Below are 26,999 nucleotides of genomic sequence, written 5' to 3' on the forward strand. Positions count from 1 at the left end.
TGTCGTCTTCCCGTCGCCGGGGTGCTTCCCGGCGCCGGTACTTCCAGGCAAGATACTGAAGACGCTATACAGTTTCTAGAACGCGACGGGAGCCGGTGCCCGTACGCCCGTCGGCGGGAGGCCCCGTGCCCATCCAGTTCGATGTCGATCCGACTGTCACTCAACTCGCCTCGGACACAGTCGAGTTCGTGCGCGAGGTGGTCATTCCGGCCGAGCGCGAGTGCGGCGGGTCCGTGCACGACGCCCCCGAGGCCCTGCGGGAGACCCTGCAGAAGGCCGCCCGTGACGCGGGAGTCTTCGCTCCGCACGTGCCGACGCGCTGGGGCGGCCACGGGCTCGACCTGCGCGGGCAGGCGGTGGTGTTCGAGGCGGCGGGCTACTCCCTGCTCGGACCGCTGGCGCTGAACTGCGCGGCTCCGGACGAGGGCAACATGCACCTGCTGGAGAAGGTGGCCACCGAAGAGCAGAAGCGGAGGTATCTGCGTCCGCTCGCCGCGGGCCGATCGCGGTCCTGCTTCGCCATGACCGAACCGGCTCCCGGGGCGGGTGCCGATCCCCGCTCCCTGCGGACCACCGCGACCCGGGTTCCCGGCGGCTGGCGCATCGACGGGCGCAAGTGGTTCATCACCGGTGCCGAGGGCGCCGGCTTCGCCATCGTCATGGCCCGCACCTCAGGCAGCCCCGGCGACCCGGGCGGCGCCACCATGTTCCTGGTCGACGCCGACAACCCGGGCATGCGCCTCGTCCGGACCATCGAGACGCTGGACGAGTCCCTGTTCGCCGGGCACAGCGAGATCGCCTTCGAGGAGTGCGTGGTGGGGGAGGAGCAGGTGCTCGGCGCGGTGGACCGCGGCTTCGAGGGCGCCCAGGTCCGGCTCGGTCCCGCCCGGATGACGCACTGCATGCGCTGGCTGGGGGCCGCCCGCCGTGCCCAGGACGTGGCGCTGGAGCGGGCGGGGAGCCGGATGGCGTTCGGCTCGGCGCTGGGGGACCTCGGCATGGTCCAGCAGATGCTGGCCGACTCCGAGATCGACATCGAGGCGAGCCGCGCCCTGATCCTGCGCACGGCCTGGGAGCTGGACACCGGTTCCGCCGCCGCCTCGCAGCTCACCTCGGTGTCCAAGACCTTTGTGGCGGAGGCGGTGAACCGAGTGGTCGACCGCGCGGTGCAGATCTGCGGAGCGCTCGGCATCTCGGCCGCCGACGCCCCGCTGGCCCGCCTGTTCCGGGAGGTGCGGCCGTTCCGCATCTACGACGGCCCGTCGGAGACACACCGTTTCGCCATAGCGCGCCGAGCCGTGCGGCCCTACCGGCAGCCGCGCACGGATGCCACCGGCGGCTGATGACGGCGTCGAGCTGACGCGCAACCAAATGTTGCGCATGCCTGCCCTCTGTCGTACGCTGATGTGCAACTAAAGGTTGCGAAAGGGTTCGGGCATGGAATACGGCAGCATCGAGCGCGAGATCCACGTCGACGCACCACCGGAGGTGGTCTTCGAGGTCGTCAGCCGGCCGGAGCACATGCGGGAGTGGTGGCCGGACGACGCCCGGTTCCAGTCCGTCCCAGGGGCGCCCGGTGAACTCTTCTGGCGGGACGAGGCGACCGGCGAGACGATGACCGTCGCGCTCACCGTCGTCGAGGTCGATCCGCCGTCGCGGTTCTCGTTCAGGTGGTGCTACGCCGACCCCGAACGTGGCGGGGACTCGCTGCTGGTCACCTTCGACCTGCTGCCGGCGCAGCAGGGGACCCGGGTGCGGATGACCGAGACCGGGTTCCGCGAGATGGGCTGGGAGATCGCCGTACTCGAGGAGCAGTACCGCGAGCACGTGAGCGGGTGGGACCACTACATCCCCCGGCTGGACGCGTACATCGCGCGGCTGGTGTCGGCCTCATGAGCACGCCGGTCGACGACGAACTGTGGTCGGCGATCGGTGACCCCACCCGGCGCACACTGATCGACCTGCTCCTCGCGTCCGGAGCCGGAACGGCCACCTCACTCAGCGCGGGCCTGCCCCTCACCCGGCAGGCCGTGTCCAAACACCTGGCCGTCCTCGACCGGGTCGGGCTGGTCCGTGCCGAGCCGGCCGGTCGCGAGCGGCGCTACCGGGTCGACGAGGCGCAACTCGCCCGCGCGGCCGCGCAACTGGCCGCGGTCGGCACGTCCTGGGACGCCCGACTGCGCCGGATCAAGCACATCGCGGAGGCGATCGAACGCAGCCGCAACCACACCGAAGGAGAATGAAGATGCCCGACATCCTGCATCGCGTCGGCGCCCTCGCGCCGCTGGACGACGTCTACCGTGCCATCGCGACGCCCGAGGGCATCGCCGGCTGGTGGACGACCGACACCACCGGCAAGAGCGAGGTCGGCGGTCAGCTGGCGTTCCGCTTCGGTGACGTCGGCGGTTTCGACATGGAGATCCTGGAGCTCGACCCCGTCGGCCGGGTGCGGTGGCGCGTCACGGACGGCCCGGCCGAGTGGATCGGGACCGAGATCGACTGGAGCCTCAGCCGGCGCGACGAGTACACGATCGTCCTGTTCAAGCACGAGGGCTGGCGTGAGCCGGTCGAATTCATGCACCACTGCAGCACGAAGTGGGCGACCTTCCTGATGAGCCTCAAGGACTTCGTGGAGACCGGGCACGGCAGGCCGGCACCCGACGACGTCCGGATCAGCGACTGGCACTAGGCGCACTGCGGTCCAGCTCCACCGTCGTCGTGACCCGCATCAGGGAGGGTTTCCGGGGCACCGAACCGAACCCGAAGCGCACGGGTGGTTCGACCGGTGCCGTGGCACCGAGGCCGAGGCCCTCGAAGACCGCGGACACCGCGCCGACCGGCCGCAGGTCCCGTACGCCGTACCACTCGCGGTGTCGCGCGCCGGCACGGCCGCGGGTTCGCACGTGGGTCGGCAGCAGGTGGGCGGGCCCGTTCGTCAGGGCGGCCCATGCCGGGCGGGCGGCGAGTACGCCGGGTACGGACCGCAGGAGGATGCCCGCCGGCCGTCGCCGGCCGACAGTGAAGCGCAGTTCGAGCGGGCCCGCGGTGACCGTCCAGGTGTCGTCCGCGACGCTCACGTCGACCGGCACGACACGCACCTCGTCGAAGCCGTAGAGGCCACCGACGAAGTCCGCCGTCCGGCGCGAAGGGGCGAGCAGCAGCCGTTCCCCGTCCGCCCGCTCGATCATCACGTCGCTGAACGGCCCGAACGGCGACCGCTGCCAGTGCCCCACCACGACGCGCGTCCCGGAGGAGGTGCCCACGCCCGCGATCCAGCCGTCGAAGCGCGACCGCGAGCGCCTTCCGCGGGTGCCGCGCGGGCGGCTCACGGTGCTACTCCCCGGACCGGTTTGGTTTCGGGACACGGGGCCTCGACACCCCGAGCCGCACGTGCCGTACCTCTTCCGAGAAGTGCACCAGGGGCTCGGCGGTGGGCGCGGGCAGGCCCGCCGCGGCGGTCAGTGTCTCCTCGAGCACGTCGACGGCGGCGTCCGCCAGCGGCCAGGGCTCGTGCTCGACCGGCGTCTCCCAGAGCATGCCGAACCGACGGGTGTACGCCCGCCAGCGCGAGGTCAGCCACACGTCCCGCTCGGTCGGCGTGATCGGCTCGCCGGGCCGGACCACCAGACGGTAGGAGGCCTCGCCGACCCACCTGGACCCGGCGTACGAAACGGCGTCCCCGTCCAGGGAAACGCTCAGCGTGCCCGGGTTGTACGGCGCGCCGACGGCCCGGGCCGCCGACATCAGCGGGCAGGCCACCTCGATGGACAGGAACCACAGCCCGTCCGTCCCGTCCCGGTGCCGAACGAAGGTCCGCAGGTTGGTCTCCGCGAACGTCGCGAGCCCGGGCACCGGGGCGGGCACCGCGGGAGGACGCACATCCGCCATCACGAAAGGCGTGAGCCCGACCCAGGCCGCCCCCTCGTACTCGTCCGCCACCAGTTCCTCGGGCAGCAGCGCCTGGACCGTGTCCGGCGGGAAGGCCCAGTGGACGAATGTCTGCCTCAGCCAGCGGGCCCGAAGCGCGGGAACGCCCACCCGCTGCTCCGCTCCATACGCGACCACACACGCCGGGTCCCCCGGCGTGACCGGCGAAAACGCCCCGGCCGGTCGTGCGCCGGGGAGATCTGGATGGCGTGGTCAGTCGACGGAAGCCATGAAGTTCAGCATCCTGCGGTTGATCTCCTCCGCGTGGTCGATCTGCGGCCCGTGGCCCGTGTTGGAGATGATCTCGGCTCGGGCGCCGGGGATGAGGCGCGGTACGCGCTCCACCTGCCGCTGCGGGTGCACGAGGAGGCTTCGCTTGCCGAGCACCAGGTAGAGCGGGGTCCGGATGGCGGACAGCTCCTCCTCGGAGAGGGGGAGCGGCGCGGGGCGGCGTATGCGGTAGGCACGTACGGCCGTCCTGATCATCGTGCGCAGCTCCGGCATGACGAGGACCGGCTGTTCCATCCAGGCCGCCAGTCGCGGGCGGAACGCCTTGGGCGCGAAGGTCGCGAAGAAGCCGGCGAAGATCCAGGCGAAGAAGCGCAGTCCCACTTTCTCCAGGCCGCCGGGGTCGAGCAGCGTGACCGAGGCGAGGCGGCCGGGCCTGCGGTGCGCCATGTTCAGGGCGAGCCATCCGCCGTAGGAGGTGCCCACGAGGTGTACGCGGTCGAGGCCGAGTCCCGCGAGTGTCTCGTCCAGCCACTGGGCGGCGTGTTCGGGGTGGTGGATCGGCTCGCGCTGCACGCTGCGGCCGGGATCACCCGGGGTGTCGATCGCGTAGACCGGGCGGTCCGCGCTGAGGGCCGGGGTGTTCGGATACCACATGGCGGAGCAGGAGCCCGCCCCGTGCACCAGGACGACGGGGGTGCGGGACCGGGCCGCCTCGCTCGCGGGGCCGTAGCGGTAGACGTGCGTCGTGGCGAAGGACGTCTCCACGTCCTCCTCCGCCAGCGTGGCCGCTCCCAGTGCGTAGACCGCGTCACAGGCCGCGAAGTAGCGCTCCCGCCAGGCGTCGCTCACGTAGCGGCCGACATCGGCCTGGGTGCGGGCAGCGGTCTCGGGCATGGCCACCTCCGGCTTCTCGGTGTTTTGTGATACGACCGTACCATGAACTTGGTACGGTCGTATCATCAAAAAGCCCGGCCGCAGCGGCCCGGGGACCACTGCACGAACGACGAGCGGAGAACCGGCCGATGCCCAAGCGCGTGGACCACGCAGAACGGCGCACCGAGATCGCCGAGGCGCTCGTCCGGGTCGCCGGACGACGTGGGCTGCATGCCGTCGGGATGCGCGATGTGGCAGCGGAGGCCGGCGTGTCACTGCGGCTGGTGCAGTACTACTTCCAGACCAAGGAGAAGTTGCTGCTCTTCGGGCTCGAGCATCTGGCGGAGAGGTTCGGGGAGCGGGTCTCCGCCCGGGTGCGGGCCGCCGGGGACAGTCCTGGTCCGCGCGCGGTGGTCGAGGCGCTGCTGATGGCGGCGCTGCCGACGGACGACGAAAGCCGCACCTTCCACCACCTCTACACGTCATACGCCGTTCTGTCCGTGAACGACCGGGCGCTCGCGGCCCAGCCCTTCATCAAGAACCCTGATGCCGCCGAAGACGCCCTGGCCGAACTCCTCCGGCAGGCGCAGGAGTCGGCGCTCCTCGAGCCCGGTGTGGACGCGCGGCTGGAGGCGGCCGGCCTGCTTGCCATGTCCGCGGGCCTCGGCACCGGCATCCTCGTCGGCCAGCGCAGTCCGGAGTCCGCCACCGCGGTTCTGGAACACCATCTGAACCGGATCTTCCGCACGGGTGACTCGTGAAACGGGCAGGCCGAGGCCGATACACGCCTGGCCGCACTGCCCGCCCTCGGGGCGGGTGACGGGACTTTGCGGACCCCTAGTAGGACTGCGCGGCGGGCGGGCCGGAGGTGGAGGGGTGGGTGTGGGCGGCTTGCAGGAGTCTGGCCGCGCCGCGGACGGCCGCGGTGTGCGGGGCCGGGACCACGCGCAGCGGTGCGTGCAGCCGGCCGGTGAGGTGATACGTGATCTCCGGACGCAGGGCGCCCCCGCCCGCCAGGAGGATGCCGCGCTGCACGGCGTCGACGGTCAGCGACGTGCGGTCCTGGCGGAGCATCGCGGTCAGCATCCGCGCCACCGCCTCGCAGATCTGCTCCGGCGTGGTCGACTCGCCCAGGTCGCCGGTGCCCAGGGCGGTGCGGCGCGCGTCGGTGACGGCTCCGTCGCACAGCAGTACCACCTCGGTGATGTGGGCGCCGATGTCCACCACCATCAGGGGCCGGGACATGTCCGCGCCGGCGGCCAGGGCGATGCCCCGGGCGCTGGGCACGGTCAGGACGCTGCGCGGCCGCAGTACGTCGACCGCTGTGCGCGCACGGGCGCGGTACGAGACGCCGTCCAGGACTGGAGCGGTGACGATGACCATGGGGCGCGGCAGGCGGGGCAGCCGGTGGCCGAGCAGGCGCTGCAGCATCCGGGCACAGCCCGGGGTGTCGATGATGGCGCCGCGTTGGACGGGGTACGCCGCGCCGGTGCCGGGGAAGGTCACGGTGGGCACGTCGAGGACCACGCCTCTGCCGGCGATCCAGGCCCGGGTGCGGGCGCTGCCCATGTCCAGGGCGATGCCGCAGCAGCGCCGGCACAACGGCCAGGGCCGGTGCCGGGCAGCGGCGTCGGGCAGATGGTGTGCGCCCGTCATGGGATGGCCTCCTTGACCTGCTGGCAGCGGGCGCAGTAGCGGGCCTGCGGCACGATCATCAGCCGCTGCCGGTCGATGGGGCGCCGGCACAGGTGGCAGGTGCCGTAAGAGCCCTCCCGCATGCGGGTGAGGGCCGCTTCGACGTCGGCGAGGACCATACGGGCGGACGCCGCGAGCTTGATGCGGACCTCCACCTGCGCGGCGGCCTGCCGCTGGAGCCGTTCCTCGGCGCGTGACGTGGCGGGTCCGGCGAGCTGACGCAGTTGCTCTTGGCGGAACGAGCGCTGTTCGTGCAGGTTCTCGCGCAGCGCGGCGAGGTCGTCGGCCGACAGGTGGGTCGTGCTCTCGCCGATGGTCTGGTGGGTCACCACGTCACCCCTTTTGAGGCAGGGCGTAGGAGGTCGGAAACGGGCGTCGGTCAGGAGGTCAGGCGGCGCGGCGCCGGCAGGCGACGCAGTAGCGGGTGTAGGGGAGGATCTCCAGGCGTTCCGCGGGGACGGGTTTGGCGCAGCCCAGGCAGGTTCCGTAGGTGCCGTCCTCGATGCGGGCGAAAGCGTCCTCGATCTCTTTGAGGACCCGCTCCATCGCGGTCTTCTGGACGGCCAGCAGGTGGTCGTCGTCCGCGCTGGGCCCGCTCTCGTCGAGGGCCTGCAACTGCGCCAGCCGCGAGGTGCGGGCGTGTTCCAGGCGCTGACGGGCGTCGTGAAGGTGGGGCTCTGCCCGGGTGACATCGAGCGACATGGTCGGTCCCTTTCTCGGCGGCATGGGCGACATGCCTGGGTGGTTCGGGTGTCTTCCACCCTGGCCGGACCGCCGGCGGATACCTATCGGGCGCGGGGCCCATTTACGCCGGGGCGGGGGATCCATACGGCGGTGCCATGGGTGGTGCCGGCCGGGGGAAATGGGGGCCGGACCCCATCGACGGGGTACTCGGGACCGGGCAGGCTGGCCGGAGGCTCGTTCAGGTGGAGAGAGACGGAGGGCCGGTGTCCCTGTTCTGGCGGATCTTCGCCCTCAACGCCGTGGTGCTGGGCACGGCCACGGCCCTGCTGCTGTGGGCCCCGGTCACCGTCTCCGTGCCCGTTCTGCTCACCGAGGCGATCATCCTCGTCGGGGGTCTGGTCGTCATGCTGGTCGCCAACGCCGCGCTGCTCCGGCTCGGCCTGGCCCCACTGGGCCGTCTCACCAAGCTGATGACCACCGTGGACCTGCTGCGTCCCGGCCAGCGCCTGCCCGCCTCCGGCGGCGGCGAGATCACCGAGGTGATCCGCACGTTCAACGCCATGCTGGAGCGGCTGGAGCACGAAAGGGCCACCAGCAGTGCCCGGGCCCTGCTGGCCCAGGAGGCCGAACGGCGCCGCATCGCGCAGGAACTCCACGACGAGGTCGGCCAGAGCATGACCGCGATCCTGCTGGAGCTCAAGCGGGCCTCGGACGAGGCACCGCAGCCGCTGCGCGGGCAGCTGCACGAGGTGCAGGAGATCACCCGGGAAAGCCTGGACGAGGTGCGCCGCCTGGCCCGCAGGCTGCGGCCCGGAGTGCTGGACGACCTGGGGCTGGTCAGCGCGCTGATCTCGCTCACCGAGGACTTCGCCACCCACACCGGGTTGCAGGTCAGCCGCCGTTTCGATGCCGATCTGCCGGTCCTCGAGCCGGAGACGGAACTGGTCCTCTACCGCGTCGCCCAGGAGTCGATGACCAACGTCGCCCGGCACGCGGATGCCACACACGTCACCGTCGCCCTGCGCCACACCGACGATCACGTGGTGCTGGCCGTCACCGACGACGGCTGCGGCATCGAGGCCCCCCGGGAAGGCGCCGGCATCCGCGGCATGCGCGAGCGGGCCCTGCTCATCGGCGGCAGCCTCGAGATCACCCCGGCACCCGACACCGGCACCCGGGTCCAGCTCACCGCGCCCGTATCCAGGAAGCAGCCCTGACCATGTCCGAAGCGACCACGACCACCGCGACGGGAACGAGCACGATCCGCATCCTGCTCGCCGACGACCATGCGCTGGTGCGCCGCGGGGTGCGGCTCATCCTCGACCGGGAACCGGACCTGGAAGTGGTCGCCGAGGCCGGGGACGGCGCCGAGGCCATCGAGATGGCCCGCACCCGCGAGGTCGACCTGGCCGTGCTGGACATCGCCATGCCGCGTCTGACCGGCCTCCAGGCCGCCCGTGAACTGGCCGCCATCAAGCCGGGCCTGCGGATCATGATGCTGACGATGCACGACAACGAGCAGTACTTCTTCCAGGCGCTGAAGGCCGGCGCGAACGGGTACGTGCTGAAGTCCGTCGCCGACCGGGACCTGGTCGCCGCCTGCCGGGCCGCGATGCGCGACGAGCCGTTCCTGTATCCGGGCGCGGTCACCGCCCTGATCCGCAACTACCTCGACCGGGCCCGCCACGGCGAGGAGACGCCCGACCAGATCCTCACCCCCCGCGAGGAAGAGGTCCTCAAGCTGGTGGCCGAGGGGCACTCGTCCAAGGAGATCGCCGACCTGCTGTTCATCAGCATCAAGACCGTCCAGCGGCACCGCGCCAACCTGCTCCAGAAACTCGGCCTGCGCGACCGCCTGGAACTGACGCGGTACGCCATCCGCGCTGGCCTGATCGAAGCCTGAGCCGCGGCCCGACCCGCGCACCACGTATGAAGGGGGGACGGTGCATGCACCGCTGCACGACGCGCACCGCCCCCGGTAACGGCAGCGCCCCGATCCTGGCTGCCGTCGTCCTGGTGCTGCTGGCCGCGCTCGGCATCGCCGGCCCGCCGCCCGGTACCACGGGCGAGCCCGTGGTCGGCACGGTGGCAGAGGCCGTCCGGGACGGGGCGCATGAGCCGTGCGTCGGCGACGAGTGCGGCACGGTGTGGGCGGGCGGTCCGCATGCCGATGACGTGTGCGGCACTGTCTGCGCCAACGGTCCGCGTGCCGATGACGGATGCGGCACGGAGTGCGTCAACGGTTCGTGTGCCGATGACGGATGTGGCACGGAGTGGGTCAACGGTTCGCGTGCCGATGACGGATGCGGCACTGTCTGCGTCAACAGTTCGCGTGCCGATGACGGATGCGGCACGGAGTGCGCCAACGATCCGCGTGCCGACGACGCATGCGACACCGTCTGCGCCGTCCGGGCGGCACCCCGCCAGGAGCCGTACGGCGAGGTTCCCGCCCCGCGCGGGCACCTCGCCACCCGCGCCCCCGGCCCTGACGTCACCCCCGCCGACAGTGCCGTACGGCTCCCGGCACCGGCCCTGCACACCCCCTCCTCGGACCCTCACGCACCCCGTGACCGCGGGCGGGCGCCCCCTGGTACCTCCGGCAGCTGACACCCACTTTCCCTCTCCTCGACAGCTACCCCGGGCCCGCCACGCCCGCGTGTGGCGCGCCTGCCGGAGGCCCCCTTGAACCGTTCCGTGCGCGTGAGGGCGCTGCTCGCCCTCGCCGTGACCGCCCTCTCCCTGTACATCGCCGTCACCGTGCCGGTCCGCCTCGGACTGGACCTGCGCGGCGGTACGCAGCTCGTGCTGGAGACCCGCTCCACCCCCGCCACCGACGCCGGTCCTGAGGCCACCGACCGAACCCTGGAGGTGCTGCGCGGCCGTATCGACGGGCTCGGGGTCGCCGAACCCACCCTCGTCCGCTCCGGCGAGAACCGGATCATCGTCGAACTGCCCGGTGTGCAGAACCCGAAGCAGGCGGCCGACGTCCTCGGCCGTACCGCGCAGCTCACCTTCCACCCGGTGCTCGGCACTGCCGACCGCACCGACGAGGCCTCCCGGCCGCTGCCGAAGCGGCCCCGGGAACAGGTCCTGCCCGACGAGGCCGGTACGCCGCTGCGCCTCGGAGCCGCGGCGCTGACCGGCGACGACGTCAAGGAGGCCGCCGCCCGGTTCGACCAGCAGGGCGGAGCCGGGTGGCACGTCACCGTCGACTTCAAGGGTGAGGGCCGCGCAGGCTGGGCCCGGCTGACCGGCGAGGCCGCCTGTCACCCGGCGGGCGACCCGGCGCGGCGGTTGGCCATCGTCCTCGACGACAAGGTCATCTCCTCGCCGCAGGTCGACCCGTCCGTCGCCTGCCGCACGGGCATCCGCGAGGGCGCCACACAGATCACGGGCTCCTTCGGCCCGGAGGAGGCCCGCGAACTCTCCCTGCTCGTCAACGGCGGTGCCCTGCCCGTGCCCGTCGAGACCGTGGAGCAGCGCACCGTCGGCCCGACCCTCGGGGCGCAGGCCATCACCGCGAGCGCCTGGGCGGCGGCCATCGGCACCGCGCTGACCTCACTGTTCATCATCGGCGTCTACCGGCTGATGGGCGTGCTGGCAGCTGTCGGCCTGCTCTGCTACGGCCTCGTCTCCTACGCGGCCCTGGCCGCGCTCGGCGCCACGCTCACCCTGCCGGGTCTGGCCGGTTTCGTCCTGGCGATCGGCATGGCGGTGGACGCCAACGTGCTGGTCTTCGAACGGGCCCGCGAGGAGTACGCGGCTCGCCGCCGGCCCAGTACGCGATCGGCACTGTCGGCCGGGTTCCGCGACGCCTTCAGCGCGATCGCCGACTCCAACATCACCACGCTGATCGCGGCCGCCCTGCTGTTCTTCCTCGCCTCCGGGCCGGTGCGGGGCTTCGGCGTCACCCTGGGCATCGGTGTGCTCGCCTCCATGTTCAGCGCCCTGGTGATCACCCGCGTGCTCGCCGAGATCGCCGTGAGCCGTCCCCGGGTGCGCCGCCGCCCCCGGCTCACCGGCATCGCCACCACCGGTGCGGTCCGCGACCGCCTCACCCGCCGCAACCCCCGGCTGATGCGCCGGCCCCACCGCTGGCTTGCCGTGTCGGCCGCCGCGCTGGTCCTGGCCGGCTCGGGCATCGCGGTGCGCGGCATCGACCTCGGTGTGGAGTTCACCGGTGGCCGCCTGATCGAGTACGCCACCACCGGCCCCGTCGACCCCGACCGGGTCCGCACCGCCCTCGCCGACGCCGGATTCCCCCGGGCCGTCGTCCAGTCGTCCGGCGGAACGGGCCTGACCGTGCGCACCGATCCGCTGACCGACGCAGAGGAGAGCGAGGTCACCGGTGCAGTGCGCGACCTCGCGGGCCGTGCGGACAAGGTCCGCGACGAACTGGTCGGCCCCAGCCTGGGCGAGGAGCTGCGCCGGGGTGCCCTGATCGCGCTCGCCGTGGCTCTGGGTGCCCAGTTCGTCTACCTCGCGGCACGCTTCAGGTGGGTGTTCGGTACGGCGGCGGTCGTCGCCCTCGCCCACGACGTGGTGATCCTCGTCGGCGTCTTCGCCTGGCTCGGCAGGCCCGTCGACGGGGTGTTCCTGGCGGCCCTGCTCACCGTCATCGGGTACTCGGTCAACGACTCCGTGGTCCTCTTCGACCGCGTCAGGGAACTCGCCCGCAGGACTCCCGGGGCCTCGCTGCCCGGCATCACCGACCAGGCCATCGTGCAGACCCTGCCCCGGACCGTGAACACGGGCATGGGCGCCGCGTTCATCCTCACCGCCCTCGCCGTGCTCGGCGGGTCCTCCCTCACCGACTTCGCCCTGGCCCTGCTCATCGGCCTAGTGGTCGGTACGTACTCCTCCGTATTCACCGCCGCTCCCGTCGCGGTCCGGCTGCACCGTCGCCGCCGGCCCCGACAGCCGTCCGGCCGCAGCTGACCCCGGCCGGTGGACCGGACGCGGGTGAGGCGGGTGAGCCGCTTGCCGCTCACCCGCCTTCCCCCGTCGATCCGCACCGCGTGTCAGTGCGGCTGCCGCTCACCGTGGTAGCGCTGGGCGAGCCGGGCGAGGGCGACCGCGCCGAGCAGGAGGCCGAAGTCGCGCAGCGCGATGTCGTAGTAGTCCGGGATGGTCAGCAGGTTGACGATGATGCCGGCCAGCCAGCCGGCCACCAGCCAGCCCCCGAAGCGCGGGGCGAGAGCGACGGCGAGACCGGCGACGATCTCGATGACACCCACGGCGTACATGGCTGCCTGGGCGCTGCCGGGCACGATGTCGTTGATCCACGGCGCGAGGTAGGCGGGCCAGTCCACGAGCAGGTTGGCGAACTTGTCCAGCCCGAAGAGGATCGGCGCCACCGTGAACCCGACGCGCAGGATGACGAACGCCTGGTAGCCGGGGTCGCCGAGCGCGGTCCGCCGGGACGCGACGGTCGGGGAGGGGTGGGTTGTGGACGTCATGACGCACCGTTCCTTCTATCGACAACTCTCACTAACAATAGAAGCGCAGCCTGCTTCTTTAGTCAACGCCCATGGGTTTTACACTGGTGTTCGTGGACCACCCGAAAGAAGCACCCAACCCCGACGTCTCCGCCGTCGCCGCCCTGGACGAGCCGACCCGCAGGCGGCTGTACGACCACGTCGTGCGCCAGCCGGGACCCGTCAGCCGCGACGAAGCCGCCGCCGCCCTCGGCCTGGCGCGCCAGACCGCCGCCTTCCACCTGGACCGCCTGGCCGACGAAGCACTCCTCGACGTCGTCTACGAACGGCGCAGCGGCCGCACGGGACCGGGAGCGGGCAGGCCGGCCAAGCTCTACAAGCGCTCCGCCAAGCAGGTCACCGTCAGCCTGCCCGAGCGGAACTACGAGCTGGCCGGACGGCTCCTAGCCCAGGCCCTGGAGGAATCCGAGGCCACGGGCGAACCGGTCCGCACCGTCCTGCACCGAAAGGCCCACCGTCTCGGCGCGCAGCTCGCCGGGCAGGGCGGCCCAGGCGTGTTCGAGCTGCTGGAGCGGTACGGCTTCGAGCCCCGCTACGACGGCGACGCGATCGTGCTCGGCAACTGCCCCTTCCACGCGCTCGCCCGCGAACACACCCAGACGGTGTGCGGCATGAACCTCCACCTGCTCCGGGGCGTCCTCGAAGGGCTCGAGGACAGCAGCCGCCACGCATGCCTGGCGCCCAGCCCCGGCCACTGCTGTGTCCGTCTGGAGCCGGCCTCCTCCCCGCCCGCGACCGCGAGTCCCTGACCCACCACTCGCCGCCCGCCATCCCCCTTTTCCCCGCACCCGAGAGGTACGTCATGGATCTCGCCGGATCGATCAACGCCCACCCGTCGCACACCGCCGACCTGCCCGCCCCCTCCGCGAGCATCCCCCGCCCGCAGACGCCGGGACCCACTCCCAGCCCCTTGCGCGTCGTGCACGACACCGACGGCATAGACCTGGCCGAAGCCGAACACGCCGCCGCACGCTTCCTCGCCGCGCTCGGCATCGACACCGGCACCGAGAGCCTGCGCGGCACCCCCGGCCGCATGGCCCGTGCCTACGCCGAACTGTTCAGCCCCCGCCCCTTCGACCTGACGACCTTCCCCAACGACGAGGGCTACGACGAACTCGTGCTGGCCCGCAGCATCCCCGTGCGCTCGGTGTGCGAGCACCATCTGCTGCCCTTCACCGGCACCGCCCACGTCGGCTATCTTCCGGGCCATCGCATCCTCGGCCTGTCCAAACTGGCCCGCGTGGTCGAGCACTTCGCTTGCCGCCCCCAGGTCCAGGAGCGCCTGACCAAGCAGGTCGCCGACTGGCTCCAGGCCCATCTCGAACCCAAGGGTGTAGGCGTCGTGATCGAAGTCGAGCACAGCTGCATGACCCTGCGCGGCGTTCAGGCCACGGGCTCCAGCACGCTCACCTCCACTCTCCTCGGCACGCTCCGCCACGACGCCCGCTCACGCGCCGAGTTCCTCTCCCTGACCGGGCTGCGCTCCTGAAGCGCGGTGTGCAGAGGGCTCCTGGTTCCTCGCGAACACGGACCCCTCCACCGTCGGCGGGCTACTGTACGAACACGCCGCGCTGCTCTCGGTCAACCCAGGAGGAAAACTGTGTCATCGCCCTGCGGCCCCGAACACGCTCCCGCCGGAGATGTGGGCGCGGCACTCATGATGATCGACTCTCGGCTCAAGGCCATCCACGACGGCAGGTCCCAGACCGACGCCGAGCAACAAGCGCTGACCGACCAGTTCGCCGCCTCCTTGGGCCCCCGCGGGGTCGACGACATCCTGGACGGCGCGTGCACGCTCATCTACATGTTCATGCAGTGGCTGCGGATGGCCTACGAGGACCACGGCAAGGACGTCATCGAGTGCGTGGTGCCCAACCTCGTGGCCACGATGCGCATGATGCCCAGGAGCGTCCGTCCCGAAGCCATCCCCACCATGGCCGGCCTGCTCGTCGCGGCGGGGACCGGCCTGAGCCCCAGCCTGTGGCGCAAGCAGTACGGAGACTGGACCATGGACGAGATGAATCCCCTGGAAGCCACCGCCTTCCTGCTCGCGGAGCACATCAACCGCCTCACCGACGACGGCGACTTCGCCACCCGCATGATCACTGAAGCCCTGACCAAGGCGGACGAGGCCTGAGGCGATTCACAGCAGGACCACGCAGTCGCGTCGCTCCAGCTCGGCGAGCACAGCCGGGGAGGGCGTGCAGGGGTTCCAGCGCAGATCCAGCTTCTCCAGCGCGGGCATCCGGGCGACCCAATCCGGCAGTCGGACGATGCGGTTGCCGCGCAGGTCGAGCTGGCGGAGCCGGGGCAGACGTGTCAGGGCCTCCGGTACCTCGTCGAGCGCGTTCTCCCGAAGGTCCAGTTGCCGTAGCTCGCCCAGTTCGGTGACCGAGGCAGGCAGACTGGTCAGCCTGTTCCCCCTCAGCCAGAGTTCGCGCAGCTTGCGGAGCGACCCGATACCGGCGGGCAATGTGGTCAACAGGCTGTGCTGGGCCCGGAGTTCGACCAGCTCCGCCATCCGGCCGATGGTTTCGGGCAGGACGGTGAGAGGGTTCTCCCCGACATTGAGATAGCGCAGCCGGGTCAGGTTCCCCAGAGCGTCAGGGAGTTGGGACAGGCGGTTGTCGTGCAGGTAGAGGCAGCCACTGAGTCCGGTCAGGTCGCCGAGAGTGTCAGGAACCGAGGTGAGCTTGTTGTGGCCGAGGTCCAGGGTCGTGAGCCGGCGCAGGAGCCCGATCTCGGAGGGCAGATCCGTGAGCCCGTTGTCCGCCAGAATCAGCACCTCCAGCTCGGTTCGTCGCCAGACCGACGCGGGCACTTCACCGAGCTGGTGACGCCAGAGGTTGAGCGTGGTGGGTGAGGGCTGCACGGCGTCGACACTACCGCCCGCGGAGGCTCAACCGGCGTGGCGGATCCGGAAGCGATCGGTGTTCGCCGGGTCTCGGTCCACGACTTGGATCGGTGGCACGGCCCATTGCCACACGCTGATGCCCGGTACGCGCGAGAACCGGATCTGACCGCGGGTGCCTGCCACGTCCACGCGCGGCCAGGACGCGGCCGTGCGCGCCCGGTCCGTGCCGTGCGTACGCAGCAGGTCGGCGAGGACGGCGATCGTGTCGTAGCCCTCGAAGGCCACGAAGGAGGGCGCTTCGGCCAGGCGTTCGCGGAGGATCGTCTCGACTCGGGTACCGAGGGGGCTGAGACGCTCGGGCCGGTAGCGCAGGAACGGGACCGCGGCGCCGTCGTCGCCCAGCAATGCCGCCCATTCCCCGAACTCCGGTTGCCCGGCCGGGGCACCGATCGTCACCTCGGCGAGGCGCTGGTCGCGACGGACGGAGCGGACGATCGGCACGGCCGGCTCAGGGTGGCCGACCAGAAGGAGGAGGGCTGTCGCGCGATGACCGACGAGTTCGTCGCAGACGGCCGTGGGGGTGAGCGTGCTCATGTCGAGCTCGATGACGGTGCTGCCGCGCGGAGTGAGGTAGTCCCGCAGCATGCGGGTTCCGGACGCCCAGTAGACACTCGGCTGGGTGGCTACGGCGATGCGGCTGTGGCCCGCGGCCAGGAGGAAGTCCGCGTAGACCCGCCAGCCGCGTGACTGCGGCGGGGAGAGACGCGCGACCCATTGCGTCGGCTGTTCGGTGAGCGCGTCGAGAACCGCCGACGAGCAGAGGAACGGCAGCCCGAGCGCGTCCGCCCTGGCGGCAGCGGCGCGGGCGACGACGCTGTGATACTCCCCAGCCAGCGCGGCCACGCCCAGGCCGGCCAACTCGTCCACGGCCGCCGCGGCCCTCTGCGGATCGGCCGCGGTGTCCCGGACCACCAGTTCGAGAGGCCTTCCGGTGATCCCGCCCTCGTCATTGACCTCACCCACGGCCAGCTCGAGCCCAGCGAGCAGGTGCCGGCCCGCTTCGACCCAGCCGGGCCGGCTCAGCGGAACGAGAGCGCCGATCCGGACGGCTGATCCGTCAGTCCGCTCCTCTTCAGGAGGCCATGGCGGCGTGTTCATGGGTGGGCGCCTCCCGAGTGACGATTCCGTTGGCCGTCCGACGCCGGGAAACCTACATCACCCCAAGACCAGACGGTCGGCCGCCGCCGGGACTTCACTTGCGACGGTCGCCGGCGGGCGCGTCCTCGGTGGGCGCCCACGCGGCCAGCAGTTGCAGCGCGTCGTGGGCCGGGGCGGCGGGCTCGGCGGAATAGGCGGTCAGCGTCAGGCCCGGCTGCGAGGGCAGCTCCATCGCGTCGAAGGCGAGGGTGATCTCGCCGATGGCCGGATGGCGGAAGGCCTTGCGGCCGGTGTGGTGCAGGCGCACGTTGTGCATGGCCCAGGCAGTGCGGAACTCCTCGCTGCGGGTGACGAGTTCACCGATCAGTCTGGTCAGGTAGCTGTCGCCGGGAGCCCGTCCGGCCTCCGTGCGCAGCAGGACACCGTGGTGTTCAGGGACGCCTCCCAGTCGCGACTGACAGCACTGCACGGCGTGGCCTACGCGTCGGCTTCGACCCAGCTCAGGCCGTCCTCCGATGCCACCAGTCCGCCAGGGCGCAGTGGTGCCTCGGGCTCCAACGGGCCACCGAACAGGCCGTGTTCCTGGAGGACGGTCCCCTCCTGGAACACCTGCCGGAAGGTCTCGGACTCGTAGAGGGGATTGCGCAGGTCGTCGGCGTCGGGGAGGCGGCGCACGGCTCGCTCGAAGTCGTCGGCGGCCGCGGTGAGCCGTTCGCCCGCCGGTCCGGCCCCGGTGAGCGACGCGTCGCCGGATGCCAGGCCGCCCACCAGCTCGACGAACGCCTCGAGTTCCGTCGTGCCGACGTTGGTGACCTTGCGGGCCTTCCAGAAGTAGGACCGCTCGTCCTGGTGCAGGTCGTAGAAGGAGACCAGGAACTCGTGGAACAGGCCGTACTCGTGCCGGTAGCGGGCCTCGAACTCGGCGAACAGACGGGTCTCGGCCGGGTTCCCGTCGAGACAGCCGTTGATGGACCGGGCGGCGAGCAGACCCCCGTAGGTCGCGAGGTGGACCCCGCTGGACAGCACCGGGTCGACGAAGCACGCCGCGTCCCCGACCAGTGCCATGCCGGGCTGCCAGAACCGCGACTTCCAGTACGACCAGTCCTTGCGGACGCGGACCTGGTCGTAGGGCCTCTGTGTGGCCTGGGGGACGCCGTCGAGGAAGCCGCGTACCTCCGGGCACGCGTCGATCATGCGGCGCCAGGCGGTCGCCGGGTCCCGCTGGATCGCTTCGGCGTTCTCGCGGGCGACCACGGCTCCGACGCTGGTCAGGTCGTCCCGGAGCGGGATGTACCAGAGCCAGCCCTCGTCGAAGGCGGCGCAGAAGATGTTGCCGTCGTTCGGTGCCGGGAGGCGCGCGCCCCGGCGAAGTAGCCGAACACCGCGATGTTGCGGAAGAAGTCGGAGTGGATCCGCTTCCCGCCGACGTGCGAGTGGATCCTGCTGCCGTTGCCGGAGGCGTCCACGACGTACCGGGCGCCCGCCTCGCGGACCTCGCCGTCGGGCCCGGCCCAGCGCACCCCGCGGACCCGCTCCTGCGCGCCTTCGCCGGCGAGCACGCCGGTCACGCGGCAGCCCTCCCGTACGTCGACGCCGACCCGGCGGGCGTTGTCCAGGAGGATCGCGTCGAACCGGGACCGCTCGACCTGGTAGGCGAACGAGGTCGGGTCGGCCAGCCGGGGCGACAGGGCGAAGGAGAACTGCCAGGGATCCCGGTTGCGGCCCCAGCGGAACGTGCCGCCGCGCTTCGGCTTGAAGCCCGCACGCGCCATCTCGTCCTCGACGCCGAGGATCCGGCACACGCCGTGCACGGTGGAGGGCAGCAGGGACTCCCCGATCTGGTACCGGGGGAAGGTCTCCTTCTCGACGAGGAGGACGCGATGGCCGCGCAGGGCGACGGCCGTCGAGACGGTGGCCCCGGCCGGGCCGCCGCCGACCACGATGACGTCGAAGTCCTGCGTGGACTTGGGCGAACTCACTGTCCCTCCTTGGTCGTTCGTGCGTCGAGCCAGGCGCGGATCGCCGACACGGTTGTCTCCGCGTGTTCCTGCATCATCGTCAGATGGTTGCCGGGGACCTCCACGACGTCGTGCGCCGCAGGCCAGGTCGTCCGCCAGTCGTCCCCCTCGGCGGAGGCCGCCATGGCGGGCGTGGGCCGCAGCGCGCGTACGAGGAGCGTGGGCGTGGCCACCGGCTCGGGGTCCCAGCCGAGGAAGATCCGGTTGTAGGCACCGATCGCGGCCAGGGCGCTGTCGTCGTCACCGGTGAAGAAGGGCTGTCCGGTGTCCTGCCGCGGGCTGTCCCGCGGCGGTGGGGCGGCCAGGGACAGCAGCCAGTCCTTGCCACTGTTGTCCGGCGTGATGTGGTAGGTGTCCAGCAGCACCAGGCGGGCCGGTGCCCGGCCCATGCTCTCCAGCTCGTGGGTCACCAGGTGCGCCACATTGCCGCCCGCCGAGCGTCCTACGACCACGAAGGGCCCGTCCCCGACGTGCCGCAGCACGCTCGCGGCCTGCGTACGCGCCAGCGCGCCGCGGTCCTGGGGCACCGCGGCGCCGGCGCCGATTCCGGGGTGCGGGAACTCCAGGACCTCCAGATCGTCCTGGAAGGCGCGGTGGAAGTGGGGGAAGTCCCCGCCGTCCGACGCGAGCGACGGATGGTAGGCCGGGAAGTAGACGACCGTCGGCCTTACGGAACCGGAGCGGCCGGGCGAGCGGCGGATCGGGGGCAGCGCGTGCTCGCGGCCCTGGGCGGCCGTGAAGGTGGGCAGCGCCCAGGACGCGGTGACGAGCAGGTGCATCGCCGCCACGGGTTGTCCGGCGGCACTGACCGTCCGGAACAGGGAGGAGAGGGTGTACGCGGGCCGCTCGGGCCCCGTGGACCCGGCGGCGTCGGCGGCTCCCGTGGTTTCGGGGGCGGCTGCGGCGGCCGGTTCGCCGTCCAGCAGGCCGAGCAGGTGGCGTGCCAGTTCCTGAGCCGTGCGGTGTTCGAACACCACCGCGGCCGACAACCGGAGCTTCAGCGCCATGCTCAGCCGGTTGCGGATCTGCACGGCGGTGAGGGAGTCGAACCCCAGGTCGGCGAGGGACTTGCCGGCCGGGAGGGCGTCGGCGTGCGGGTAGCCGAGCACCGCGGCCACGTCGGCCCGCAGCAACTCCACGAGCGCCGGCTCCCGTTCGCCGGGGGGTATCGGGGCCAGCCGCTTCCGCCAGGCTCCCGGCTCCAGCATCTGTCCGGGCGACCCGGGGGAGCCCGAGCCCGTCGCCGCGGCGGGCGGCCGGTTCTGCCGGACGAGCCCGCGCAACGGCGGCGGCAGGTGCCCCGCATCGATTCCGCTGGACCGGAGCGCCGCCCGGTCCAGCAGGATCGGCGCCAGCACCGGCTCCGTCGAGCGCAGCGCGGCGTCGAACAGGGCCAGGCCCTGCTGGGTGGACAGCGCCATCAGCACCTCACGTGCTTGTGGGCGCTGCCCCGCCGCCATGCCGCCGGTGTGCTCCCACGGGCCCCACGCCAGCGACACCGCCGGAAGTCCCTCGGCGGCGCGGCGGTGGGCGAGGGCATCGAGGAACGCGTTCGCGGCCGCGTAGTTGCCCTGGCCCGCCCGGCCCAGCAGACCGGAGACGGAAGAGAACAGGACGAACGCCGAAAGGCCCATGTCCCGCGTCAGTTCGTGCAGATTCCAGGCCGCGTCGGCCTTCGGCCGCAGCACGGCCGCCATCCGCTCGGGGGTCAGCGAGTCCAGGACGCCGTCGTCGAGAACCCCGGCGGCGTGCACCACAGCGGTCAGCGGCGGATCGCAGCGCTTGATCACCTCGGCCAGCGCGGCCCGGTCGGCCGCGTCACAGGCGACGATGTCGACCCGGGCTCCCCGTTCCGCCAGGCTCTCGCGCAGTTCTTCTGCTCCGGGTGCCTGCGGCCCCCGGCGTCCGGTCAGCAGCAGATGCCGTACGCCGTGTTCGGCGACCAGGTGACGTGCCAGCTCCGCGCCCAGCGCGCCGGTGCCTCCGGTGACCAGTACCGTGCCGTCCGTATCGAAGGCAGCAGCTTCCGTGCCTGGGGCGTCATCGGCCGGGACCAGTCGTGGAACCGTCACCCGGCCGCCCCGCACCCGGAGTTGTGACTCACCGGTGGCGACGGCCGACGGCAGCATCCGCAGGGACTCGGGCCGACCGTCGACATCCACCAGGACGACACGACCGGGCAGCTCCGCCTGTGCCGTGCGTACCAGTCCCCAGACCGCCGCACCCGCCAGGTCCGGCACCGGCCCGGTGGCGTCCCGCGTGACCACGACCAGCCGTGCGCCCGCCGTGCCCGGGTCGTCCTGCCAGTCCTGGAGCGCCTTGAGTACCTGTCCCGTCAACTCGTGCGTGGCCGACAGCGGATCGGAGCCGGTCGCACGGGCGATGGCCGTGACGGCGACGACTTCGGGAGCCACTGCGCCGGGCAGGAAATCGGCGAGGTGCAGCTCGTCGGGCCCGCGAACGGCCCACGCGCGCTGATCGGCCTGGCCGGAGCCGCCGGGGGAGAGGTCGAGGACGGCCCACTCAGGGCGCAGCAGAGCCCTGCCTGCGAGGCCGTCCATCCTGTCGGTCCGGCCGGCATGGCCGGCCGGGAGTTCCCTGGTGGTCAGTGAGTCCACCCGCGCCACGAGCCGGCCGGACGGGTCGGCCAGGGTCAGCGAAACCGTGTCCGGGCCCATCGACGTCGCCCTGACCCGCAACTCCGTGGCTCCCGAGGCGTGCAGGCCCACCCCGCCCCACGCGAAGGGCACCCGGACCGTGCTCATGTCCGCGGACGCGGCCAGCAGCGGCGCGTGCAACGCGGCGTCGAACAGCGCCGGGTGGAGTCCGAAGCGCCCCGCTTCCGAGGCGTGCGACGCGGGCAGCCGGACCTCCGCGAAGACGTCGTCGCCGCGCCGCCAGACCGCGCCGACCCCCTGGAAGGCAGGCCCGTAGGCGAGCCCTGCGTCGGCGAGGGCGGCGTACCCGCCGGTGAGGTCCAGCGCCTCGGCGCCCTCGGGCGGCCACTGTTCCGGCACGTCCTGCGCGGCGCGCCCCGGGCCGAGCCGACCGGAGACGTTCCGGATCCACGGGGCGCCCTCGGCGGACCCCTCCGGCTGCTCCGGCTCCTCCGGCCGGGAGTAGACGTCGACCGGCCGCCGGCCCGAGTCGTCGTCCCGCGCACCCACCACGACCTGAACCCGCACCCCCGCGGAACCCGACAGGGCGAGCGGTGACAGCATCACGAGCTCGTCGACCGCCCCGCAGCCCACCTCCTCGCCCGCCCGCAGGGCCAGCTCCACGAACACCGTCGCCGGCACGACGACCCTCCCGGCGACGACATGGTCCGCGAGCCACGGGTGAGTCGCGAGGGACAACAGTCCGGTCAGCACCGTCCGCTCGGTCTCCGGCACCGGGAACGCCGGGCCCAGCAGGGCACCGGCGTCGGCCGCCGCCGGGCGCGGCGCGTCCAGCCAGTACCGCTGCCGCTGGAAGGCGTACGTCGGCAGATCCACCCGGCGCGCTCCGGAACCGGCGTACACCGCCGCCCAGTCGACAGCGGCCCCGGCCACGTGCAGCCGCGCCACGGCCGACAGGAGCGTCTCCGGTTCGTACGCGCCGCCTCGGGTGGCCACGGCGAGAACGGAGCCGTTCGTGGGCGCGTCGGTCAGACAGTCGGTGGCCGCCGCGGTGAGTACGGGCCCGGGACCGAGTTCCAGGTAGGCGCGGACGCCGTCGTCGGCGAGTCGGCGCACGGCGTCGGCGAAGCGCACGGGCAGCCGGGCGTGCCGCGCCCAGTACTCGGGCGAGCACAGTTCCGCGGGCTCGGCGAGCCGGCCCGTCACGGTGGAGACGATCGGAATGCGCGGCGGCCGGAAGGTCAGCGCCCGGGCCACGCTCAGGAATTCGTCGAGCATCGGCTCCACCAGGGGCGAGTGGAAGGCGTGACTCACCCGCAGCCGTACCGCCCTGCGGCCGCGTGCCTCGAAGCCGGCCGCAATCGCGAGCACCGCGTCCCGTTCCCCCGAGATCACCACCGAGCGGGGCCCGTTGACGGACGCGACGGCCACCTGCGCCCCCGACTCCGCGAGCGCTGTGACGACTTCCTCCTCGGTCCCGTCCAGCGCCACCATCGCACCGCCGCCATGGGGCAGTGCCTGCATCAGCCGACCGCGAGCGGCGACGAGCTCTGCCGCGTCGGGCAGATCGAGCACGCCGGCGACATGCGTGGCCGTCAGCTCACCGACTGAGTGGCCCACGAGGCGGTCGGCGCGCACGCCCCACGACTCCAGCAGCCGGAACAGCGCCACCTCGAAGGCGAACAGTCCGGCCTGAGCGAAGTCGGTACGGTCCACCAGAGCCGCTTCCGGCGAGCCCGGCTCGGCGGACAGCACCGCGCTCAGTGGCTGGGGGAGACCGTCGTCCAGGTACCGGCAGACCTCGTCGAAGGCGTCGGCGAAGACGGGGAAGGCGGCGCGCAGTTCGGCGCCCATCCGAGGGCGCTGGGCGCCTTGCCCCGTGAACAGGAACGCCGTACGGATCTCCGGGTCGGCCAGTCCACGGACGACTCCCGGGGCGTCCCGGCCCTGCGCGAACGCGTTCAACGCGTCCAGCGTCCGGGCCTGGTCACCGGCCGGGACGAACGCGCGGTGGGGGAGGCCGGCGCGCGACACCGCCAGGGAATAGGCGACGTCGAAGGGCGGCAGGGCCGGCCGGTTCGCCACTGCGGCGGTCGCGAGCCGCTGGGCCTGGGCACGCAGAGCGGTTTCGTCGGCGCCGGAGAGCAGCCACGGAACGGGCGGCGCCGCGGCTGTCTCAGCGGAGACCGCCGTCTCCGGAGGGGCTGCCGCCTCCCGCGGGGCCGCAGCCTGCTCCTGCGGCGCCTCTTCCAGAATCACGTGCGCGTTGGTCCCGCCGATCCCGAAGGCCGACACGCCCGCACGCCGCGGCCGTTCGGAGGCCGGCCAGGGCCGGGGTGCGGTCAGCAGCTCCACGCGGCCGGCGGACCAGTCGACGTGCGGTGTGGGCGAGTCGGCGTGCAGGGTCCGGGGCAGTTCGCCGTGCCGCATGGCCTGCACCATCTTGATGACGCCGGCGACTCCGGCGGCCGCCTGCGTGTGCCCGAGGTTGGACTTGACCGACCCGAGCCACAGAGGCTGCTCGCGGCCCTGTCCGTATGTGGCCAGCAGGGCCTGCGCCTCGATGGGGTCGCCCAGCCGGGTGCCCGTACCGTGGGCCTCCACCGCGTCCACGTCACCGGCGTGCAGCCCCGCGTCCGCCAGCGCCCGCCTGATCAGCCGCCGCTGTGCCGGGCCGTGGGGCGCGGCGAGCCCGTTGGACGCGCCGTCGGAGTTCACGGCGGAACCGCGGAGCACGGCCAGGACCGGGTGGCCGCGCCGCCGCGCGTCCGACAGCCGCTCCAGCAGGACGAGTCCCACGCCCTCGCCCCAGGCGGTACCGTCGGCCGCCGCCGAGAACGACTTGCAGCGCCCGTCCGGCGACAGCCCGCGCTGCCGGCTGAAGGCGAGGAACGGCTTGGGCGTCGCCATCACCGTGACCCCGCCGGCCAGCGCCAGCGAGCACTCGCCCGAGCGCAGCGCCCGCGCCGCCCAGTCCAGCGCCACCAGCGAGGACGAGCACGCGGTGTCGACCGTGATCGCGGGACCGCGCAGACCGTACACGTACGAGATCCGCCCGGAGGCCACACTGCCCGCCGAGCCCAGTCCCAGGTGCGCCTCCAGCTCGTGGGAGCGGGTGAAACGGGCGGAGTAGTCGCCGTACATCACACCCACGAACACACCGGTGTCGCTCTCGCGCACCGACGCCGGGTCGATCCCGGCCCGCTCCCACACCTCCCAGGACGTCTCCAGGAGCAGCCGCTGCTGCGGGTCCATCGCGAGCGCTTCGCGCGGCGAGATCCCGAACAGTCCGGCGTCGAACTCCGCGGCCCGGTGCAGGAACCCGCCGTGTCGCGTGTACGACGTGCCGATCCGGTCGGGGTCGGGGTCGTACAGGGCGTCCAGGTCCCAGCCGCGGTCGGCCGGGAACTCCGAGACGGCGTCCCGCCCCTGCGACACCAACTCCCAAAGGTCCTCGGGGGAGTCGACGTCACCTGGATACCGGCAGCCCATGGCGACGATCACGACGGGATCGTCCTCGGGGGGCCGGCCCGGTCCGCCGTGCGCCTGCGGGTGCCCCACGGGCTCGCCCTCGAAGAGCGCCACGCGCAGGTGCCGGGCCACCGCGGCCGGCGTCGGGTGGTCGAAGACCAGCGTCGACGGCAGGCTCAGACCGGTCAGCGCGCCGAGCCGGTCCACCAGCTCGACGGCGCCGACGGATGTCATGCCGACATCGGTGAACGGGCTGTCCGCGTCGGGCGGATCGCCCGGCGTGCACCGGCAGACCTCGGCCGTCTCGGTCAGCACCGTTTCGCGTAACGCGCGTTCCTGGTCGTCACGCGAGAGGGACAGCAGCCGCTCACGCAGGGCGGCGGGGGCGGTGTCGGCAGCGGCCGGGGCGGCCGGAACGGGGGCGACCAGCTCGTGCCGGGCGATCTTGCCGGACGCGGTGCGCGGGACGGCGGTGATCTCGCGGATCTCGGCCGGCACCTTGTAGTCGGCCAGCCGGGTCCGGCACTCGGCGAGCACCTGCCGGGCGTCGAACCCGTCCGGACCCGGTACGACGAAGGCGACCGGCACCTCGCCGAGCACCTCGTGCGGCACCCCCACGACCACGGCCTCGGACACGCCGGGACACTGCGACAGGGCCTGCTCGATCTCCGTCGGGTGGATGTTCTCGCCGCCGCGGATGATCAGCTCGCTGACCCGGCCGGTGAGCCGGAGATGGCCGTGCTCGACGCGGCGGCCCAGGTCGCCCGTGCGGTACCAGCCGTCCCGCAGCGCGGCGGCCGTCGCCTCGGGCTGCTCGTGGTACCCGCTCATCAGGCCCGGCCCCCGCACCCAGACCTCGCCCTCGGACCCGTCCGGGACGTCCTCGCCGCTGAGCGGATCGACGAGGCGTACGTCCATGCCCGGGACGGGCGGCCCGCAGGAACCGTCGACCCTCGGCCCCTCGGGACGGTTCACCGCGATCATGCCGCAGGTCTCGGTACTGCCGTACGCGTCCAGCAGTGGCGCCCCGAGGGTCTCCTCGACGGCCGCGCGCAGGGCGGGACCACTCGGGGCGCCGGCCACGAGGCACATCCGCAGCGCCGGCGGGGCCTCGCCGCCCGAGTCGAGCAGCCGGTGGTAGGTCGCGGGGACGCCGGCCAGCAGGGTGAAGGGCCCGCCGAGCCCGGCGTGGGCGGTGAGCAGCTCCTGCCGCAGACCGCCAGGCGGCAGCAGGTCACCGGCGATCCGGGCGCTCGCGCCCACGGCCGTCACGCCCAGGACCGCCAGGGAGTGGCTGAAGCTGTGGAACAGCGGAAGCGGCCAGAGCAGCCGGTCGTCGGGCGAGAGACCGAAGATCGGGGCGTAGCAGGCGGCCACGGACCACAGCGCGGCCCGCTGCGTGGACAGCACGCCTTTGGGCCGGTGCGTGGTGCCGGAGGTGTAGAGCATCCAGGCCGGATCGTCGAGGCCGAGCGTGTCGATCGCCACGTCCCCGCCGGTCTCCACGTCCCCGCCGCTCCCGGCCGCGCTCCGGAACGAATGGGCGCCGTCCGGGACCGGTCCGCTCCCGGTGACCAGGACGTCCAAGCGGTCGTACGGCGGTCCCAGGCGTCGCAGTTGTGCGAGGTGCGCGGTGTCGGTGATGACGAACGCGGCGCCGCTGTCCTGGAGGAAGTGGGCCAACTCGGCGTCGGAGGAACGCGGATTGAGCGGGACGCCGGTCATTCCGGCCCGCAGGACGGCGAGACAACTCTCGACCATCTCCACGCAGTTGCCGAGACAGATCGCGACCCGGTCGCCGCGCCGCAGCCCCGTCCGGGTGAGGTGCGCGGCCAGCGAGCGGGTGCGCCGCTCCAGCTCGGCGTAGGTGACGCTGCGCGAGGAGTCGGAGTAGGCGACCCGTTGCCCAGCCGCCTCGGCGTGCCGCCGTAACAGCTCCGGCACCGGCCGGATCAGCTCGTCACGCCTCATG

The 26,999-nt window shown here is 72.5% G+C and carries 22 protein-coding genes and 2 pseudogenes; 12 read left to right on the forward strand and 12 right to left on the reverse strand.

Features of this window, described 5'->3' with window-relative positions:
- Nucleotides 1-125: 125 nt before the first annotated feature.
- The 4 genes from ACH4G3_RS15575 to ACH4G3_RS15590 all read left to right on the forward strand — a co-directional run bounded on the left by ACH4G3_RS15575 (nucleotide 126) and on the right by ACH4G3_RS15590 (nucleotide 2,689).
- Nucleotides 126-1,343: an acyl-CoA dehydrogenase family protein gene (locus ACH4G3_RS15575; protein WP_397624950.1), complete on the forward strand. Its 1,218-nt coding sequence runs from the start codon at nucleotides 126-128 to the stop codon at nucleotides 1,341-1,343.
- Between the two features lie 94 nt (nucleotides 1,344-1,437).
- Nucleotides 1,438-1,896: an SRPBCC domain-containing protein gene (locus ACH4G3_RS15580; protein WP_397624951.1), complete on the forward strand. Its 459-nt coding sequence runs from the start codon at nucleotides 1,438-1,440 to the stop codon at nucleotides 1,894-1,896.
- Nucleotides 1,893-2,243: an ArsR/SmtB family transcription factor gene (locus ACH4G3_RS15585; RefSeq protein WP_274821440.1), complete on the forward strand. Its 351-nt coding sequence runs from the start codon at nucleotides 1,893-1,895 to the stop codon at nucleotides 2,241-2,243. Before ACH4G3_RS15580 ends, ACH4G3_RS15585 begins: the two co-directional genes overlap by 4 nt.
- Nucleotides 2,244-2,245: 2 nt before the next feature.
- Entirely contained in the window at nucleotides 2,246-2,689 is a 444-nt protein-coding gene (locus tag ACH4G3_RS15590) for an SRPBCC family protein (RefSeq protein WP_354742208.1), read from the forward strand.
- Here the strand turns inward: ACH4G3_RS15590 and ACH4G3_RS15595 are convergent.
- From ACH4G3_RS15595 to ACH4G3_RS15605, 3 genes are all read right to left on the reverse strand, one after another.
- On the reverse strand, nucleotides 2,673-3,329 hold the full coding sequence (locus tag ACH4G3_RS15595; protein ID WP_397624952.1) for a hypothetical protein: 657 nt from the start codon (nucleotides 3,327-3,329) through the stop codon (nucleotides 2,673-2,675). The two genes, ACH4G3_RS15590 and ACH4G3_RS15595, sit on opposite strands and share 17 nt — an antisense overlap.
- A 4-nt stretch (nucleotides 3,330-3,333) precedes the next feature.
- Nucleotides 3,334-4,038, reverse strand: coding sequence for a YqjF family protein (locus tag ACH4G3_RS15600; RefSeq protein ID WP_397624953.1), 705 nt, complete (start codon nucleotides 4,036-4,038; stop codon nucleotides 3,334-3,336).
- A 102-nt stretch (nucleotides 4,039-4,140) separates the two neighbouring features.
- A complete protein-coding gene (locus tag ACH4G3_RS15605; RefSeq protein WP_397624954.1) occupies nucleotides 4,141-5,052 on the reverse strand; it encodes an alpha/beta fold hydrolase in 912 nt (303 codons plus the stop codon).
- Between the two features lie 128 nt (nucleotides 5,053-5,180).
- Between ACH4G3_RS15605 and ACH4G3_RS15610 the strand changes: the two genes are divergently transcribed.
- Nucleotides 5,181-5,792 (forward strand): TetR/AcrR family transcriptional regulator, encoded by a 612-nt coding sequence (locus ACH4G3_RS15610; protein WP_397624955.1) that lies wholly within the window; start codon nucleotides 5,181-5,183, stop codon nucleotides 5,790-5,792.
- A gap of 76 nt (nucleotides 5,793-5,868) precedes the next feature.
- On the opposite strand, the gene ACH4G3_RS15615 is transcribed toward ACH4G3_RS15610, so the two are convergent.
- From ACH4G3_RS15615 to ACH4G3_RS15625, 3 genes are read right to left on the reverse strand one after another with little or no spacing between them, the layout of a single operon-like run.
- Nucleotides 5,869-6,687, reverse strand: coding sequence for a rod shape-determining protein (locus tag ACH4G3_RS15615; RefSeq protein ID WP_397624956.1), 819 nt, complete (start codon nucleotides 6,685-6,687; stop codon nucleotides 5,869-5,871).
- Nucleotides 6,684-7,058, reverse strand: coding sequence for a TraR/DksA family transcriptional regulator (locus ACH4G3_RS15620; protein ID WP_397624957.1), 375 nt, complete (start codon nucleotides 7,056-7,058; stop codon nucleotides 6,684-6,686). The genes ACH4G3_RS15615 and ACH4G3_RS15620 overlap by 4 nt, the downstream gene beginning before the upstream one ends.
- A gap of 55 nt (nucleotides 7,059-7,113) precedes the next feature.
- The gene (locus ACH4G3_RS15625) at nucleotides 7,114-7,428 is read right to left on the reverse strand and encodes a TraR/DksA C4-type zinc finger protein (protein WP_397624958.1); all 315 of its coding nucleotides are present in this window, start codon (nucleotides 7,426-7,428) and stop codon (nucleotides 7,114-7,116) included.
- Nucleotides 7,429-7,673: 245 nt separating this feature from the next.
- On the opposite strand from ACH4G3_RS15625, the gene ACH4G3_RS15630 reads away from it, so the two are divergent.
- The 4 genes from ACH4G3_RS15630 (at nucleotide 7,674) to secD (ending at nucleotide 12,348) form a co-directional block, all read left to right on the forward strand.
- Nucleotides 7,674-8,627 carry a HAMP domain-containing sensor histidine kinase gene (locus ACH4G3_RS15630; protein ID WP_397625495.1) on the forward strand — a complete coding sequence of 318 codons (954 nt, stop codon included), beginning with the start codon at nucleotides 7,674-7,676 and terminating at the stop codon, nucleotides 8,625-8,627.
- 2 nt (nucleotides 8,628-8,629) lie between these two features.
- Nucleotides 8,630-9,313, forward strand: coding sequence for a response regulator (locus ACH4G3_RS15635; RefSeq protein WP_397624959.1), 684 nt, complete (start codon nucleotides 8,630-8,632; stop codon nucleotides 9,311-9,313).
- Nucleotides 9,314-9,357: 44 nt separating this feature from the next.
- Nucleotides 9,358-10,017 (forward strand): hypothetical protein, encoded by a 660-nt coding sequence (locus ACH4G3_RS15640; RefSeq protein ID WP_397624960.1) that lies wholly within the window; start codon nucleotides 9,358-9,360, stop codon nucleotides 10,015-10,017.
- 75 nt (nucleotides 10,018-10,092) lie between these two features.
- A complete protein-coding gene (gene secD, locus ACH4G3_RS15645; RefSeq protein WP_397624961.1) occupies nucleotides 10,093-12,348 on the forward strand; it encodes a protein translocase subunit SecD in 2,256 nt (751 codons plus the stop codon).
- 83 nt (nucleotides 12,349-12,431) lie between these two features.
- Here the strand turns inward: secD and ACH4G3_RS15650 are convergent, their stop codons facing one another.
- A complete protein-coding gene (locus tag ACH4G3_RS15650) occupies nucleotides 12,432-12,869 on the reverse strand; it encodes a hypothetical protein (protein ID WP_397624962.1) in 438 nt (145 codons plus the stop codon).
- A gap of 86 nt (nucleotides 12,870-12,955) precedes the next feature.
- On the opposite strand from ACH4G3_RS15650, the gene ACH4G3_RS15655 reads away from it, so the two are divergent.
- From ACH4G3_RS15655 to ACH4G3_RS15665, 3 genes are all read left to right on the forward strand, one after another.
- Nucleotides 12,956-13,657: a helix-turn-helix transcriptional regulator gene (locus ACH4G3_RS15655; RefSeq protein ID WP_397625496.1), complete on the forward strand. Its 702-nt coding sequence runs from the start codon at nucleotides 12,956-12,958 to the stop codon at nucleotides 13,655-13,657.
- 53 nt (nucleotides 13,658-13,710) lie between these two features.
- Complete coding sequence (gene folE, locus ACH4G3_RS15660; protein ID WP_397624963.1) at nucleotides 13,711-14,397, forward strand: GTP cyclohydrolase I FolE; 687 nt, start codon at nucleotides 13,711-13,713, stop codon at nucleotides 14,395-14,397.
- A gap of 168 nt (nucleotides 14,398-14,565) precedes the next feature.
- Complete coding sequence (locus ACH4G3_RS15665) at nucleotides 14,566-15,045, forward strand: hypothetical protein (RefSeq protein WP_397624964.1); 480 nt, start codon at nucleotides 14,566-14,568, stop codon at nucleotides 15,043-15,045.
- A 6-nt stretch (nucleotides 15,046-15,051) separates the two neighbouring features.
- Here the strand turns inward: ACH4G3_RS15665 and ACH4G3_RS15670 are convergent, their stop codons facing one another.
- The 5 genes and pseudogenes from ACH4G3_RS15670 to ACH4G3_RS15690 form a co-directional block, all read right to left on the reverse strand.
- Nucleotides 15,052-15,780: a leucine-rich repeat domain-containing protein gene (locus ACH4G3_RS15670; protein ID WP_397624965.1), complete on the reverse strand. Its 729-nt coding sequence runs from the start codon at nucleotides 15,778-15,780 to the stop codon at nucleotides 15,052-15,054.
- Between the two features lie 27 nt (nucleotides 15,781-15,807).
- Complete coding sequence (locus ACH4G3_RS15675) at nucleotides 15,808-16,920, reverse strand: ABC transporter substrate-binding protein (RefSeq protein WP_397624966.1); 1,113 nt, start codon at nucleotides 16,918-16,920, stop codon at nucleotides 15,808-15,810.
- A 94-nt stretch (nucleotides 16,921-17,014) separates the two neighbouring features.
- Nucleotides 17,015-17,370: pseudogene (locus ACH4G3_RS15680) on the reverse strand (MmyB family transcriptional regulator); the annotation flags it as partial.
- Between the two features lie 27 nt (nucleotides 17,371-17,397).
- Nucleotides 17,398-18,899, reverse strand: a pseudogene (locus tag ACH4G3_RS15685) (tryptophan 7-halogenase).
- Nucleotides 18,896-26,998 (reverse strand): SDR family NAD(P)-dependent oxidoreductase, encoded by an 8,103-nt coding sequence (locus ACH4G3_RS15690; RefSeq protein ID WP_397624967.1) that lies wholly within the window; start codon nucleotides 26,996-26,998, stop codon nucleotides 18,896-18,898. Before ACH4G3_RS15690 ends, ACH4G3_RS15685 begins: the two are co-directional and overlap by 4 nt.
- Nucleotide 26,999 lies beyond the last annotated feature (1 nt).

It is taken from the genome of Streptomyces afghaniensis, from assembly GCF_044327915.1.
GTDB lineage: Bacteria > Actinomycetota > Actinomycetes > Streptomycetales > Streptomycetaceae > Streptomyces > Streptomyces afghaniensis.

What these genes read in the sequence shown, in the direction of transcription:
- ACH4G3_RS15675 (WP_397624966.1), bottom strand. Translation starts at nt 16,920, where the DNA reads ATGAACACGCCGCCATGGCCTCCTGAAGAGGAGCGGACTGACGGATCA.
- ACH4G3_RS15625 (WP_397624958.1), bottom strand. Translation starts at nt 7,428, where the DNA reads ATGTCGCTCGATGTCACCCGGGCAGAGCCCCACCTTCACGACGCCCGT.
- ACH4G3_RS15665 (WP_397624964.1), top strand. Translation starts at nt 14,566, where the DNA reads ATGATGATCGACTCTCGGCTCAAGGCCATCCACGACGGCAGGTCCCAG.
- ACH4G3_RS15605 (WP_397624954.1), bottom strand. Translation starts at nt 5,052, where the DNA reads ATGCCCGAGACCGCTGCCCGCACCCAGGCCGATGTCGGCCGCTACGTG.
- ACH4G3_RS15690 (WP_397624967.1), bottom strand. Translation starts at nt 26,998, where the DNA reads ATGAGGCGTGACGAGCTGATCCGGCCGGTGCCGGAGCTGTTACGGCGG.
- ACH4G3_RS15590 (WP_354742208.1), top strand. Translation starts at nt 2,246, where the DNA reads ATGCCCGACATCCTGCATCGCGTCGGCGCCCTCGCGCCGCTGGACGAC.
- ACH4G3_RS15585 (WP_274821440.1), top strand. Translation starts at nt 1,893, where the DNA reads ATGAGCACGCCGGTCGACGACGAACTGTGGTCGGCGATCGGTGACCCC.
- ACH4G3_RS15610 (WP_397624955.1), top strand. Translation starts at nt 5,181, where the DNA reads ATGCCCAAGCGCGTGGACCACGCAGAACGGCGCACCGAGATCGCCGAG.
- ACH4G3_RS15635 (WP_397624959.1), top strand. Translation starts at nt 8,630, where the DNA reads ATGTCCGAAGCGACCACGACCACCGCGACGGGAACGAGCACGATCCGC.
- ACH4G3_RS15650 (WP_397624962.1), bottom strand. Translation starts at nt 12,869, where the DNA reads ATGACGTCCACAACCCACCCCTCCCCGACCGTCGCGTCCCGGCGGACC.
- ACH4G3_RS15640 (WP_397624960.1), top strand. Translation starts at nt 9,358, where the DNA reads ATGCACCGCTGCACGACGCGCACCGCCCCCGGTAACGGCAGCGCCCCG.
- ACH4G3_RS15615 (WP_397624956.1), bottom strand. Translation starts at nt 6,687, where the DNA reads ATGACGGGCGCACACCATCTGCCCGACGCCGCTGCCCGGCACCGGCCC.
- folE (WP_397624963.1), top strand. Translation starts at nt 13,711, where the DNA reads ATGGATCTCGCCGGATCGATCAACGCCCACCCGTCGCACACCGCCGAC.
- ACH4G3_RS15580 (WP_397624951.1), top strand. Translation starts at nt 1,438, where the DNA reads ATGGAATACGGCAGCATCGAGCGCGAGATCCACGTCGACGCACCACCG.